Source organism: Ensifer sp. 4252, assembly GCF_050434565.1.
Lineage (GTDB): Bacteria > Pseudomonadota > Alphaproteobacteria > Rhizobiales > Rhizobiaceae > Ensifer.
On record NZ_JBNDIU010000001.1, the window covers coordinates 1,283,342 to 1,297,495 of the forward strand.

At 64.0% G+C, this 14,154-nt stretch carries 10 protein-coding genes; 7 read left to right on the forward strand and 3 right to left on the reverse strand.

Going from position 1 to position 14,154, the window contains the following annotated elements; translation table 11 throughout:
* Positions 1-70 precede the first annotated feature (70 nt).
* From ABIE33_RS06240 to ABIE33_RS06255, 4 genes are all read left to right on the forward strand, one after another.
* Positions 71-1,276 (forward strand): efflux RND transporter periplasmic adaptor subunit, encoded by a 1,206-nt coding sequence (locus tag ABIE33_RS06240; protein WP_429122672.1) that lies wholly within the window; start codon positions 71-73, stop codon positions 1,274-1,276.
* A gap of 139 nt (positions 1,277-1,415) precedes the next feature.
* The gene (locus ABIE33_RS06245) at positions 1,416-4,601 is read left to right on the forward strand and encodes an efflux RND transporter permease subunit (protein ID WP_429122674.1); all 3,186 of its coding nucleotides are present in this window, start codon (positions 1,416-1,418) and stop codon (positions 4,599-4,601) included.
* Positions 4,602-4,786: 185 nt separating this feature from the next.
* Complete coding sequence (gene dapE, locus ABIE33_RS06250) at positions 4,787-5,980, forward strand: succinyl-diaminopimelate desuccinylase (protein WP_429122677.1); 1,194 nt, start codon at positions 4,787-4,789, stop codon at positions 5,978-5,980.
* Entirely contained in the window at positions 5,967-6,563 is a 597-nt protein-coding gene (locus ABIE33_RS06255; RefSeq protein WP_429122680.1) for a hypothetical protein, read from the forward strand. The genes dapE and ABIE33_RS06255 overlap by 14 nt, the downstream gene beginning before the upstream one ends.
* A gap of 60 nt (positions 6,564-6,623) precedes the next feature.
* Here ABIE33_RS06255 and truA read toward each other — a convergent pair whose 3' ends face one another.
* The 3 genes from truA to def form a co-directional block, all read right to left on the reverse strand.
* Positions 6,624-7,367, reverse strand: a complete 744-nt coding sequence (gene truA, locus ABIE33_RS06260; RefSeq protein WP_429122683.1) for a tRNA pseudouridine(38-40) synthase TruA — start codon at positions 7,365-7,367, stop codon at positions 6,624-6,626.
* Complete coding sequence (gene fmt, locus ABIE33_RS06265) at positions 7,367-8,302, reverse strand: methionyl-tRNA formyltransferase (RefSeq protein WP_429122686.1); 936 nt, start codon at positions 8,300-8,302, stop codon at positions 7,367-7,369. The genes truA and fmt overlap by 1 nt, the downstream gene beginning before the upstream one ends.
* 105 nt (positions 8,303-8,407) lie before the next feature.
* Positions 8,408-8,932, reverse strand: coding sequence for a peptide deformylase (def, locus tag ABIE33_RS06270; protein ID WP_429122689.1), 525 nt, complete (start codon positions 8,930-8,932; stop codon positions 8,408-8,410).
* Between the two features lie 151 nt (positions 8,933-9,083).
* Between def and ABIE33_RS06275 the strand changes: the two genes are divergently transcribed.
* The 3 genes from ABIE33_RS06275 (at position 9,084) to ABIE33_RS06285 (ending at position 14,116) form a co-directional block, all read left to right on the forward strand.
* Entirely contained in the window at positions 9,084-10,277 is a 1,194-nt protein-coding gene (locus ABIE33_RS06275; RefSeq protein ID WP_429122692.1) for a DNA recombination protein RmuC, read from the forward strand.
* A gap of 51 nt (positions 10,278-10,328) precedes the next feature.
* Positions 10,329-11,228: a ribokinase gene (locus ABIE33_RS06280; RefSeq protein WP_429122695.1), complete on the forward strand. Its 900-nt coding sequence runs from the start codon at positions 10,329-10,331 to the stop codon at positions 11,226-11,228.
* 482 nt (positions 11,229-11,710) lie between these two features.
* Complete coding sequence (locus ABIE33_RS06285; protein ID WP_429122698.1) at positions 11,711-14,116, forward strand: methyl-accepting chemotaxis protein; 2,406 nt, start codon at positions 11,711-11,713, stop codon at positions 14,114-14,116.
* Positions 14,117-14,154 lie beyond the last annotated feature (38 nt).

A 14,154-nucleotide genomic window follows, 5' to 3' on the forward strand; every position in this document is an offset into this window, starting at 1 on the left:
CCGCCGGCCTTTCCCTTTCGCTGACGACAGCAGCAAGAAAAGCCGGCTCCCAACCGGCAAGGAGAGAAAAATGACATCGACAATGACCCGCCGGGCCCTTTGGGGCGCCGGCCTGAGTATCCTATTGTCCGCCGCCGGCGGTGCCGCCGTTCTTCTCGGCCTGCCGCAGCACTTCGAGGCGGATGCGGCAACCGAAACGGCAGCCGCCCCACCGCCGGCCGTGCCGGTTTCCGTGGCCAAGGCGCAGTCGCGCCGCATCACCACCTGGGAAGATTTTTCCGGGCGGCTCGAAGCGATCGAACGCGTCGAGATTCGCCCCCGCGTCGGCGGCGCCATTCTTCAGGCTCACTTCCGCGAAGGCGCGCTGGTGAAAAAGGGCGACCTGCTGGTCACCATCGACCCAGAGCCCTATGCCGCAGCCGTCGATCGGGCAGCAGCCGAGGTCACAGCAGCCGAGGCACGCGTCGCGCTCGCCAGGACAGAACTCGACCGAGGACGCAAGCTCGTGACCACGAGCGCCATCCCGCAGAGCGGCGTCGACCAGCGCCTCAGCGCCTTCGATGAGGCGCAGGCAAGCGTGCGCTCCGCCAAGGCGGCGTTGCGTACCGCCGAACTGGATCTGGAATACACCGAGGTCAAGGCACCGATCTCCGGCCGCGTCGGCCGGCTGGAGGTGACCGCCGGCAATCTCGTCGCGGCTGGTTCCGCCTCGCCGGTGCTGACAACGCTGGTCTCGGTCGACCCGATCTATGCAAGCTTCAGCGCCAGCGAAGAGGTCGTCACCACCGCACTCGCACGTCTCTCGGCCTCGGCCGGCGGCAGTGCCATCGAACGCATCCCGGTCCAGATCGGTACCGCTGCCGACGAAGGCACGCCGATCTCCGGCCATATCCAGCTCATCAACAACGAGGTGGATGCGGCAACCGGCACGATCCGCGTCCGTGCCGCGCTCGAGAATGCCGACGGACGACTGATCCCGGGCCAATTCGTGCGCATTCGCATCGGCGAACCCGAGCCCGAAGAAAAACTCGTGATCAGCGATCGCGCCATCGGCTCCGACCAGGACAAGAAGTTCGTGTTCGTCGTCGGCTCCGACAACAAGGTCGAATACCGCCAGGTGACGCTCGGTCCGAACTCCGACGGACTGCGCATCGTCGAAAGCGGCCTGAAGACCGGCGAGAACATCGTCGTCAACGGCCTGCAGCGGGTGCGCCCGGGTGTGCTCGTGGCACCGCAGCAGGTGGAAGAAACCACGGCGTCGATCGCCACGAAATAAGGCATGACGGCATCCGCTTCGGCTCTCGCCGAAGCGGACAGGCCGCCCAGACATCACTCTGCAGATCCCGGCGCGTGGCGAGCATTCTCGCCGCGACGAAAGGAGATTTGCCTGAACTCGTCCCAAGGGGGATACGTCAATGAATTTCTCACGCTTCTTCGTCGACCGCCCGGTCTTCGCGGGCGTTCTCTCGGTCCTGATCTTCGTGGGCGGCCTGATCGGCATGACCGGTCTGCCGATCTCCGAATATCCCGAAGTCGTGCCGCCGCAGATCGTCGTGCGGGGACAATATCCGGGTGCCAACCCGGCGGTCATCGCCGAAACCGTGGCAACGCCGCTCGAAGAACAGATCAACGGCGTCGAGGGCATGCTCTACATGCAGAGCCAGGCGACAGCGGACGGTCTGATGACCCTGACCGTCACCTTCGAACTCGGCACCGACCCGGACCAGGCCCAGCAGCTGGTGCAGAACCGCGTCTCGCAGGCCGAGCCGCGCCTGCCGGAGGAAGTGCGCCGTCTCGGCGTCACCACCGTCAAGAGTTCGCCGGACCTGACGCTCGTCGTGCACCTGTTGTCGCCCAACGGCCAGTACGACATCAACTACCTGCGCAATTACGGCGTGCTGAACGTCAAGGACCGGCTCGCCCGCATCGACGGCGTCGGCCAGGTGCAGATCTTCGGCGGCGGCGACTATTCGATGCGCATCTGGATCGACCCGCAGAAGGCTGCCGAGCGCGGCCTTGCGGCAAGCGACGTGGCCAACGCCATCCGGGCGCAAAACGTCCAGGCCGCAGCCGGCGTCATCGGCGCTTCGCCGTCGGTTCCCGGGCTCGACCTGCAGCTCTCCGTCAACGCGCAAGGCCGCCTGCAGACGCCTGAGGACTTTGCCGACATCGTCGTCAAGTCTGGCGCCGGCGGCGAGGTCACCCGCCTCGGCGACGTCGCGCGTGTCGAAATGGGCGCTGCCGACTACTCGCTGCGCTCGCTGCTCGACAACAAGGCCGCGGTCGGCATGGGCGTCTTCCAGGCGCCGGGCTCGAACGCGATCCAGATCTCGGAAAACATCCACAAGGCCATGGCCGAGCTGAAGCTGACCATGCCTGACGGCGTCGATTACGAGATCGTCTACGATACCACCCAGTTCGTGCGCGCCTCGATCGAGTCGGTCATTCACACCCTGCTTGAAGCGATTGCGCTCGTCGTCATCGTCGTCATCGTCTTCCTGCAGACCTGGCGCGCCTCGATCATCCCGCTCGTGGCGGTTCCCGTCTCGATCGTCGGCACCTTTGCGGTGATGTACGTCTTCGGCTTCTCGATCAATGCGCTCAGCCTGTTCGGACTGGTGCTGGCGATCGGTATCGTCGTCGACGACGCCATCGTCGTGGTCGAAAACGTCGAGCGCAATATCGAGCAGGGTCTGTCGCCGGTCCAGGCGACCTACCGTGCGATGCAGGAAGTCTCCGGACCGATCATCGCGATTGCGCTGGTGCTCGTCGCGGTGTTCGTACCGCTTGCCTTCATTACCGGCCTGACCGGGCAGTTCTATCGCCAGTTCGCGCTGACGATCGCGATCTCCACGGTGATCTCCGCCATCAACTCGCTGACGCTCTCGCCTGCGCTCGCCGCCCTCCTGCTGCGCGATCACCACGCACCGAAGGATTGGCTGACCCGCGCCATGGACAGGGTGTTCGGCTGGTTCTTCCGCGGCTTCAACCGCTTCTTCGGACGCAGCTCGGAAGCCTATGGCCGCGGCGTCGGCCGGATCCTGACACGCAAGTCGCTGATCATGGGCGTCTATGTCGTCCTGCTCGGCGTCACCTTCGTCCTGTTCCGCGCCGTTCCCGGCGGCTTCGTGCCGGCCCAGGACAAGCAGTATCTGATCGGTTTTGCGCAGTTGCCGGACGCAGCGACGCTCGACCGCTCGGAAGACGTCATCCGCCGCATGAGCGACATCGCGCTCAAGCATCCCGGCGTCGAAAACGCCATCGCCTTCCCGGGCCTGTCGATCAACGGCTTCACCAACTCGTCGAATTCCGGCATCGTCTTCGTGGCGCTGAAGCCATTCGAGGAACGCACGACGCCCGAACTTTCGGGCGGCGCGATCGCCATGCAGCTGAACCAGGAATTCGGCGCGATCCAGGATGCCTTCATCGCCATGTTCCCGCCGCCGCCCGTCCAGGGTCTCGGTACCACCGGCGGCTTCAAGCTGCAGATCGAGGACAAGAACGGCCTCGGCTACCAGGCACTGAACGAGGCGACCAAGGCGTTCCTTGCCAAGGCCTACCAGACGCCGGAGCTGGCTGGTATCTACTCGAGCTTCCAGATCAACGTGCCGCAGCTCTATGCCGATCTCGATCGCGTCAAGGCGCGCCAGCTCGGCGTCGAGGTGACCGATGTGTTCGAAACGCTGCAGATCTATCTGGGCTCGCTCTACGTCAACGACTTCAACGCGTTTGGCCGCACCTACAGCGTTCGCGTCCAGGCCGATGCCAACTACCGCAGCCATGCCGACGACATCGGCAAGCTGAAGGTGCGTTCGCAATCGGGCGAGATGATCCCGCTGTCGGCGCTGTTGAAGGTAGAGCAGACGGTCGGCGCCGAGCGGGCGATCCGCTACAACGGCTTCCTGTCGGCCGACATCAACGGCGGTCCGGCACCCGGCTTCTCCTCGGGCCAAGCGCAGGCCGCCATCGAGAAGATCGCCGCCGAAACGCTGCCGCCGGGTATCTCGTTCGAGTGGACGGACCTGACCTACCAGCAGATTCTTGCCGGCAATTCGGGCATGCTCGTCTTCCCGCTGGCGCTGCTGCTGGTCTATCTGGTACTGGCCGCCCAGTATGAGAGCCTGACGCTGCCGATAGCAATCATCCTGATCGTGCCGATGGGCATCATGGCCGCCCTTGCCGGCGTCTGGTTGACGGGAGGCGACAACAACGTCTTCACGCAGATCGGCTTGATCGTGCTTGTCGGGCTTTCCGCCAAGAACGCGATCCTGATCGTCGAGTTCGCCCGCGAACTGGAACTATCAGGCAGCACCGCCGTCCAGGCGGCGATCGAGGCGAGCCGGCTGCGCCTGCGGCCGATCCTGATGACCTCGATGGCCTTCATCATGGGTGTCGTGCCCTTGGTGATCTCCACCGGCGCCGGCGCCGAAATGCGCTCGGCCATGGGTGTCGCGGTCTTTGCCGGCATGATCGGCGTCACCGCCTTCGGCATCTTCATGACGCCGGTGTTCTACGTGCTGATCCGCAAGCTTTCGGGCGAGCGACCTTTGAAGCACGCAGGAGCGCATATCGAAGCACCTCATCTCGCGCCCGGAGAATGAGGTAACCCTGCCCCATATGCGCTTCGAGCGGGCCGGATCTGATCCGGCCCGCTTACGTTGAAGACGGACGGACGATCTCAGCCGTCGGATGCATGTCCATCCTGCGTGACAGCCGCGCAACGATCGGATAAACCAGCACCCTCAATCCCATTGGCCCCAGCGCCACGCAGACGGCATATCGCTACATGACCTCGACCGATCCGATCGCCAATCTCGCCACCCTCATCCGTTGCCCCTCCGTTACCCCTGCCGAAGGCGGCGCGCTCTCAGCGCTTGAAGCCATGCTGGGGCCGCTCGGCTTTGCCGTCGACCGGGTCACGGCGACGGAGGCCGGAACGCCCGATATCGAGAACCTCTATGCCCGGCTCGGCAGCGAAGGCCCGCATCTGATGTTTGCCGGCCATACCGACGTGGTGCCGGTCGGCGACGAAAGCGCCTGGACCCACGGTCCGTTTTCCGCCGATATCGCCGGCGGCGAAATGTATGGCCGCGGCGCCGTCGACATGAAGGGCGGTATTGCCTGCTTCGTCGCAGCGGTTGCCCGTCACATCGAAAAGCACGGGGTCCCCAAGGGCTCGGTTTCCTTTCTCATCACCGGCGACGAGGAAGGCCCTGCCATCAACGGCACGACAAAACTTCTTGACTGGGCTGCTGCCAAGGGCGAGCGCTGGGATGCCTGCCTTGTCGGCGAGCCGACCAATCCCGACCGGCTCGGCGACATGATCAAGATAGGCCGCCGCGGCTCGCTTTCGGGCCGGATCACCGTCAACGGCGTCCAGGGCCACGCGGCCTATCCGCATCTGGCGGACAATCCGGTGCGGGGCATTCTGCAACTGACCCAGGCGCTGATGGATCCGCCCTTCGACAACGGCACGGAAAACTTCCAGCCGTCGAACCTGGAAGTGACGACGATCGACGTCGGCAACAGCGCCGTCAACGTCATTCCGGCGAAGGCGAGTGCTACCTTCAACATTCGCTTCAACGACACCTGGACCGCCGACAGCCTGATGGCGGAGATCATCGCCCGCCTCGACCGCGCGGCAGCGGACGGCGCGCTGCGGGCGGGCCGCGATCCGGTCCGATACGAGATCACCTGGAACGAACGGCCGAGCCACGTTTTCCTAACGCGCAACAACGCGCTGATCTCATCGCTGTCGGGCGCTGTCGAAGCGGTTACCGGCCAGCAGCCGAAGCTTTCGACCACCGGCGGCACCTCCGATGCGCGGTTCATCAAGGACTATTGCCCGGTCGTCGAATTCGGCCTCGTCGGCCAGACCATGCACATGGTCGACGAACGTGTCGCCGTCGCCGACCTCGAGACGCTGACGCAAATCTACGAAACCTTCATCTTCAGCTGGTTCGGCCATGCCGCTGCTTGAGGAGGTTCTTTCCTACATCAAGGGCCTCTGGCTGCTGATCCAGGGCAACGGCGAGGGCTTCCGCTGGCTCGACTTCAGCGAAAGCGGACTGTGGCGTTCATTTACAGCGATGCTCTGGTGCTTGCCGGCCATTGCCGTCACCTGGGCGTCCTGGCGGCTTTATTATCTCTCTGCGATGCCCTCGGGAACGACCGTCGGCTTCAGCTTCGTCTTCAAGCTTCTGGTCGTCGATCTCGTCAGCTGGCTGCTGCCACTCGTGCTGATCTTCGTCCTGGCACGCCCGCTCGGCTTTGCCGCGGCTGTTGTCCCGATCGTCGTCACCACCAACTGGCTTTCCGTTCCGCTGTCCTACGCGATGGCGGTGCCGGCAGCGATCCGCCTCGTCATTCCCGGCAGCGAAGGGCTGACGAGCCTGATCTGGCTGGTGCTGCTCTTCGTCAGCATCGGCATGCTCTTCCGGCTTCTGCGCATTATCACCGGAAACCAGACCTTGCTGGCCACGGCGCTGACGGCGCTCTTCCTGCTGCCGTCAATGATGATAGGCGAATTGCTGCAGCGGTTCTTCGGCCTGATCCCGAGCTGAAAAAGCTACACGACGATACCGATAAGCGTCACGCGCCGTTCGCGCGCGACGGTCTCTCTCTCAATAATCGACCTGCATGAAATAAAGCCCGTCGGGCGGCGCCACCGGGCCGCAGGCCTTGCGGTCGCGCGCTTCGAGTGCCGCCCGCAGATCGTCCGGTGTCCATTTTCCCTCGCCCACCAGCTTCAGTGAGCCGGCGAAGGAGCGGATCTGATTGTGCAGGAAGCTCTGCGCGGTGGCGCGAATTTCGATCAGATCACCGGTGCGGGTAACGTCCAGCCGGTCGAGCGTGCGCATCGGGCTCGTCGCCTGGCAATGGACGGAGCGGAAGGTGGTGAAGTCGTGATGACCGACGAGCCGCTGCGCGCCTTCATGCATCGCCTGGTGATCGAGCGGCTTCGTCACCCACCAGGCGCGTTTTGCCTCCAGCGCCAGCCGCGACTGTCGGCAGATGATGCGGTAGAGGTAATGTCGGCGCAGCGCCGAAAACCGCGCATCGAAGGCGTCGGTGACCTCCTGGGCTTCGAGGATCGAAACGCCCTCGCCGGCCATGCCCAGATGGGCATTCAGGGCATTGCGCAACGTGTGCGGTTTCCACTGGCGCGTCAGGTCCGCATGCGCCACCTGCCCGACGGCATGAACGCCGGAATCGGTGCGCCCGGCACCGCGGATCGAGACCGTTTCGCCGGTCAAAGACAGGATCGCCTTTTCGATCGCGCCCTGGACGGAGGGACCGTTGTCCTGCCGCTGCCAGCCGACATAGTTCGAACCGTCATATTCGACGGTCATTCGAAAGCGCGGCATCAGTCAACCCTCGCGCCGGCGGCGACCGGCGTGCCGCGCAGGAAGTCGGCAACGCCGAGCGCCTTGCCGCCCGCGCGCTGCAGCCGCGTCGGCCGGACGGCACCTTTGCCGCAGCCGATGATGAGAGTGTCGTCGAGCACCGTTCCGGCCGGCCCTTCCGCGGTCACGCGCTCGGAATTCAGCACCTTGACGCGCTCCGGCTTGCCGCCGATCTCAAGTTCGAACCAGGCGCCGGGAAACGGCGACAGGCCGCGAATATGGTCGTGCACTTCGCGCGCGGTCCTGGCAAAATCGATGCGGGTCTCGGCCTTGCTGATCTTGGCGGCGTAGACGACGCCCTCCCCCGCCTGCTCGGTGAGCGGCAGATCATCGGCTTCGAGCTTGCCGATCGCTTCCTTCATCAGGTTCGCGCCGACCTGCATCAGTCGGTCGTGCAGTTCGCCCGCCGTCATCGTCTCGCCGATCTGCACCGCCTTGGTGAGCGCGACCGGGCCTGTGTCCAGCCCCTTGTCCATCTTCATCACCATCATGCCGGTCTCATGATCGCCGGCCATGATGGCGCGCTGGATCGGAGCCGCACCGCGCCAGCGCGGCAAGAGCGAGGCGTGGCCATTGTAGCAGCCGAGCCGCGTTCCGGTCAGGATTGCCTCCGGCAGCAGCAGGCCATAGGCGACGACGACGGCGACGTCGGCGTTAAAATCGCGGAAGGTCTGGCGGTCGGATTCGTCCTTGAAGTTGACGGGCGTGAGCACGGGAATGCCCAGCAGTTCGGCCGCCTGATGCACGGGCGACTTCTGCAGATCGAGCCCCCGGCGTCCGCCAGGCCGCGGCGGCTGGGTATAGACGGCGACGATCTCGTGACCGGCGCCCGCAAGTGCGGCAAGCGTCGGCACGGAAAATTCCGGCGTTCCCATGAAGATGATGCGAAGCGACAAGGCGGATACTCCGACCGTTTGAAATCAGGCCCCTTCAAACGGGTTTCCGCGCCTCAAATCAAGCCCTTCGACGACAAAGCGCCATGCGGGCGCTTTGCTCGGGGATCAGATCGCCTTGGCGCCGCGGGTCTTGGCGGCCTTGGTGAACCTGCGGATCACCATGTCGCGCTTGAGCTTGGAGATGTGGTCGATGAACAGCACGCCGTTCAGGTGATCGATCTCGTGCTGCAGGCAGGTCGCTAGCAGCCCGTCGGCCTTGACGATATGTTCCTTGCCGTCGCGATCGAGGTGCTTGACGGTGACCGCCGCCGGACGCTCCACTTCAGCGTAATAGTCCGGAATGGAAAGGCAGCCTTCCTCGTAGACCGATAACTCGTCGGACGAAGCGACGATTTCGGGATTGATGAAGACATGCGGGGTTTTCTCGTCCCCTTCCTTGGAGACATCGAGCACCAGCATGCGCTTGGCCACGCCGATCTGGATGGCAGCGAGCCCGATGCCGGGCGCGTCATACATGGTCTCGAGCATATCGTCGGCAAGGCGACGGATGTCGGCGTCAATGGTTTCGATCGGGGTCGAGACCTGACGCAGAACAGGATCGGGAAGGATGATAAGCGGCTTGATCGTCATGTTGCTCCCATAACCGATCTTTCCGTCCGGGTGCAAGAAAATTGGCGCGCACGCTGCCGACGTCCCGGCAATGTCTCCTCTCGTTAACCGCGCCGGGCGAATGTTCTTGTTTTGATCTGGTCTTCGAAAGAGAATCTGTTAGGTTTAGTGCATGGAACCTGCGCCAATTTCGTTCGATCAGCCCGTTTTTCTCATCGGCACCGTGCCGGTGACTGTCGCCCACCTCTGCATGGTTCTGGCCGTGCTGGCAGTCGGCCTCGTGCTGATGTCCGGTTCGCGGCGGCGGCGGGCTGGGGACGACGAGCGTCATGAACAGATGGCCATGCTTCTGGCAGCGCAAACAGAAATGCAGGGCCGTATCGCGGCCATGGCGGACGTCTTCGGCAGCCGCCAGGCCGAGTTGAACCAGACGCTGAGCCAGCGGATCGACGGCATGACGCACCGGATCGGCGCCTCGATCACCGAGCAGACCAAGGCGACGCACGAAAACCTGCGGCGACTGCAGGAGCGCCTGGCAGTGATCGACACCGCCCAGAACAACATCCAGTCGCTGGCAAAGGACATGGCCGGGCTGCAGGCCATCCTTTCGAACAAGCAGACACGCGGTGCCTTCGGCCAGTCGCGCATGGAAACGATCGTCGCCGACGGCCTGCCGATGGGCGCCTTTGCCTTCCAGACGACACTGTCCAACGGCGCCCGCCCCGACTGCACCATCCGCATGCCGAACGACCAGCCGCCGCTGGTGATCGATGCAAAATTTCCGCTGGAAGCCTGGAACGGCATGCGGGACGCGGCCACTCCGGAACGCCGCCAGCAGATGGCGCAGCTCTTCCGTCGCGACATGGAGGTGCATGTCCGCGATATCGCCAGCAAATATCTGATCCCCGGCGAGACGCAGGAGACGGCTTTCCTCTTCGTTCCCTCCGAATCGATCTTCGCGGAGATCCACGAGCATTTCGAAGCGATCGTCCAGAAGGCGCATCGCCAGCGGATCGTCATCGTCTCGCCATCGCTGCTGCTCCTGTCGATCCAGGTGATCCAGGCAATCCTCAGGGACGCCCGTATGCGCGAGCAGGCGCATCTCATCCAGGGTGAAGTGGTGCGGCTGATGGAGGACCTGACGCGCCTCGACGAACGGGTGCGCAAGCTGCAGGGGCACTTCGCCATGAGCCAGAAGGATGTCGAAGAGATCCTCATCTCCTCGGGCAAGCTTGCGCGCCGCGGAGCCAAGATCGAAGCGCTGGAACTAGAGGCGGAAGGTGCAGCGCGGCCGGATGCCGAACCGCGCCATGCCGTCGACAATCGCGTCGGGCAATTGCGCCTCAGGGTGGTTGACGAGGACTGACGGTCTCGGGCACTCTCCGGCCAAAATCAGCAATTCGACGGGACATCTCACATGATCACTGTTTTTGGGTCCATCAACATGGACCTGATCGCCACGACCGCGCGCCTGCCGAAGCCGGGCGAAACCGTTGCCGGCTCGGGCTTTTCAACCGCCGCCGGCGGCAAGGGCGCCAACCAGGCGTTGGCCGCACGGCGTGCCGGCGCCATCGTCCACATGGCCGGCGCCGTCGGCTCGGACAGCTTTGCCGATGGCGCGCTCGAATTGCTCAAGGAGGCTGGTGCCGACCTGTCGCTGACCAAAACCGTCGAGGAGCCGACGGGCACGGCCCATATCCTCGTCGGCGGTGACGGCGAGAATGTCATCGTCGTCGTTGCCAGCGCCAACGCAACGGTCAACGAAGCCGATGCAGTTGCCGCCGTTGATGGCCTGAACGCCGGCGACACCCTGATGCTGCAGCTGGAAATACCGGCGGCGGCGGTGGAAAAGGCGCTCGCAGAAGCCCGGCGCAAGGGCATCCGCTCGGTCATCAATATCGCGCCCCTGACGCCGGAGGCCGCTCGCCTTGGCCGGTTGGCCGATATCGTCATTGCCAACGAGACGGAATTCGAGCTGCTCGCGGGCAAGACCGGCATCGACGGGACTGAGCGCGAAGAGGCGATGAAAAAGCTGCATGCCGAAACCGGTCACACGGTCATCGTCACGCTGGGTGCCGAAGGCGTCGTCGCCGTGCACGAGGGCGAGATCCATCGCGCCCGGGGCCTGAAGATCGATCCGGTCGATACCGTCGGCGCCGGCGATACGTTCTGCGGTTACCTGGCTGCAAGCCTCGACGAGAAGCTCGCGTTTCCTGATGCGCTCAGGCGCGCTGCGGTCGCCGGATCGCTCGCCTGCCTCAAGCGTGGTGCGCAGCCGTCGATCCCGCTTGCCTCGGAGGTGGAGCCGCGCATCTGAGATTGCGGCGTCGAACTTAAAGCGCGCCGCGACCCCACGCCTGTCGCGCTTTAGGCTCTCGTTTTTTACGCATGTCGCTATCGCAAAACCGCTGCACATTTTTGCGCAACAGGCTTTGACGCGCGTCGTGTGCGAATATCTCGCCCTCCCATCCTCGTCGTCCCGACGGGACAGTACGTCCGGGAAGACGACCTAGAATTCAGTTCATCGCCAGCGTTTGCGCAATCCGGACAGCCTTTGTCGCGGAGGTAAAACTCTGCGTGCAGATTCTCCATGAGCGGGGCATGAATTAGCCGTTGCGTTGGCCCTATCTTAAGATTTGATCGTCTATTCAAGACCTTGAGAAAGCCGTTTCCCCAAGGGATGGGCAGCCTCCTTAATGCCGGTTGGCATCTGGCGCTCCATGATGGAGTTTCACCCACATTGTGAAATGCGTTCGCCGCAGGTCTCAGCCTGCGGACCTCCCAGCACGTGAGGATTTCATGTTCAAGTTCCAAGCCAAATCGCTGGCGACCAAGCTGATCGCGGTGACGGGCGGCACGATCGCGCTCGTGTTGCTCGCCTCGAACTTCGTTCTCATCTCCCAGACACAGGACCGCGTCGAGACGCTGGTACTCGATCAGGCAAGCGGCGAAGCAAAAGCCATCGCCTCTGATATCGCCGGCGGCATCGGCGAGCTGGCAAGCGCTTCGCGCTCGATGGCCGGCATCCTTGGCCGCAGCCATGCGGAAAAATCGATGGAACGCGCCGGCGTGATCAACATCCTCAGGGCCAATCTCGAGCAGAACCCCTTTGCCTTCGGCAGCTGGTTTGCCGAAGAGCCCAAGGCCTTCGACGGCCGCAAGGAGGACGTGGCCAACAACAAGGAGCTGGGTGCCAACGAGGAAGGCATCTTCGCGCCCTACTGGTCCAAGAACCGCAACAACGAGATCCAGTTCTCGACCTTCCGCGCGGACTACGCTGCGGAATGGTACAGCCTTGCTGCAAAGAGCGGCAAGGGCGCGATCACGCCGCCCTACACCGCGCAGGACACCGACGTCCCGACCGCAATGAGCTCGATCGCCTATCCCGTCATGTCCAACGGCAAGCTGATCGGCGTTTCCGGCGTCGACATTTCGCTCGCCTCACTGGCGGACGGCCTCTCCAAACTGAAGCCGTTCGAAACCGGCCGCGTCTATCTGCTGTCCCAGACCGGCAAGTGGCTGGTCGCGCCGATCCCGGAGCTTTTGCTCAAGGATTATGACGGTGAAGGCAACGAGATCGTCAAGAAGGCACTGGCTTCCGGGACTTCGGGCGTGATCAAGAACCTGTCTTACGATGGTAACGAGCCGTTCGACCGCGTCGTCTACCCCTTCGCCGTATCCGGCGTGAACACCAGCTGGATCGTGCTCGTCGACGTGCCACGCACAGCGATCAACGCTCCGGTCCGCGACCAGACCTACATGATGATCATCGGTGGCCTCGTCGTCCTCGGCGCAGTGCTGCTCGGCCTTTATTTCGCTGTCCGTGGTTTCGTCCAGAAGCCGCTCGCAGGCCTCGTCAACGACGTCCGCAACCTCAGCAACGGCGACTACGCCAATTCGATCACCGGTCAGGAGCGCTCCGACGAGACCGGCCAGGTCGCAAAGGCGCTCGAAGGCTTCCGTCACCAGCTGGCCGACACCAAGCGGCTGGAGGGCGAAGCGCGCCACGAGCGGGAGCAGGCGGAGCACGAGCGCGGCCGTTCCGAGACCGAGCGGGCCTCATCCAGCGCCCTTCAGCGCGACATCGTCGCCCGCCTCGGCAAGGGTCTGTCGCACCTTTCCTCCGGCGATCTCGCCTTCCGCATCACCGACGAGTTCCCCGGTGAATACGCCCAGCTGAAGCGCGACTTCAACGCGACGATGGATAGCCTCGAAGAGACGATCCGCACCGTCAACCACTCCGTCGTCAACATCGGCAACGGCACCAGCGAGATCAGCAGTGCCGCCAATGATCTGTCGCACCGCACCGAACAGCAGGCGGCAAGCCTGGAAGAGACGGCAGCAGCCCTCGACGAGCTGACCTCGCAGGTCAACGCCAGCGCCGAGAACGCCAAGGTCGCCGCCAAGTCGGTGGAAGTGGCCAGCAGCGATGCCGGACAGTCCGGCGAAGTCGTGCAGAAGGCGATTGCCGCGATGAAGGGCATCGAGCAATCGTCGCACGAAGTCAGCCGCATCATCGGCGTCATCGACGAGATCGCCTTCCAGACCAACTTGCTGGCGCTCAATGCCGGCGTCGAAGCAGCACGCGCCGGTGACGCCGGCAAGGGTTTCGCCGTCGTCGCCCAGGAAGTCCGCGAGCTTGCCCAACGTTCGGCAAACGCTGCCAAGGAGATCAAGACGCTGATCAACACCTCGGCCGGCCAGGTGCGCGAAGGCGTCGATCTCGTCGGTCGCGCCGGCGGTGCGCTTGAAAAGATCGCCGAACAGGTCGTCCAGATCAACGGCCTCATCCGCCAGATCTCAAGCTCGGCCTCCGAACAGGCCGTCGGCCTCAAGGAGATCAACTCGGCCGTCAATCAGATGGACCAGGTGACCCAGCAGAACGCAGCGATGGTGGAAGAAACCACCGCCGCCGGCATGGCGCTCAACGAGGAAGCACGCTCGCTCAGCACGCTGGTCGCCCGCTTCCGCGTCGCACAGCGCTCGGGAACGACGGCAGCCCAGCCGAACTCGGCGGAGATGCTACGCGGCACAGCCGAGCGCATGCGCACGGCAGAACGCCCGACAACCGCACCTGCCCCTGCCCGCGATGCCCGTCCGGCACCCAGTGCTGCGCGCGCCGGCTACACGCCATCGACCCAGCGCGTCCTGACACAGACGTCAGGCGCCAACGCGCTCGCCCAGGACAATTGGGAAGAGTTCTGATCGGAAGTCCAAAAAACAAAAAACGGCGCCTCTCGGGG

What these genes read in the sequence shown, in the direction of transcription:
- ABIE33_RS06240 (WP_429122672.1), top strand. Translation starts at nt 71, where the DNA reads ATGACATCGACAATGACCCGCCGGGCCCTTTGGGGCGCCGGCCTGAGT.
- ABIE33_RS06245 (WP_429122674.1), top strand. Translation starts at nt 1,416, where the DNA reads ATGAATTTCTCACGCTTCTTCGTCGACCGCCCGGTCTTCGCGGGCGTT.
- dapE (WP_429122677.1), top strand. Translation starts at nt 4,787, where the DNA reads ATGACCTCGACCGATCCGATCGCCAATCTCGCCACCCTCATCCGTTGC.
- ABIE33_RS06255 (WP_429122680.1), top strand. Translation starts at nt 5,967, where the DNA reads ATGCCGCTGCTTGAGGAGGTTCTTTCCTACATCAAGGGCCTCTGGCTG.
- truA (WP_429122683.1), bottom strand. Translation starts at nt 7,367, where the DNA reads ATGCCGCGCTTTCGAATGACCGTCGAATATGACGGTTCGAACTATGTC.
- def (WP_429122689.1), bottom strand. Translation starts at nt 8,932, where the DNA reads ATGACGATCAAGCCGCTTATCATCCTTCCCGATCCTGTTCTGCGTCAG.
- ABIE33_RS06275 (WP_429122692.1), top strand. Translation starts at nt 9,084, where the DNA reads ATGGAACCTGCGCCAATTTCGTTCGATCAGCCCGTTTTTCTCATCGGC.
- ABIE33_RS06280 (WP_429122695.1), top strand. Translation starts at nt 10,329, where the DNA reads ATGATCACTGTTTTTGGGTCCATCAACATGGACCTGATCGCCACGACC.
- ABIE33_RS06285 (WP_429122698.1), top strand. Translation starts at nt 11,711, where the DNA reads ATGTTCAAGTTCCAAGCCAAATCGCTGGCGACCAAGCTGATCGCGGTG.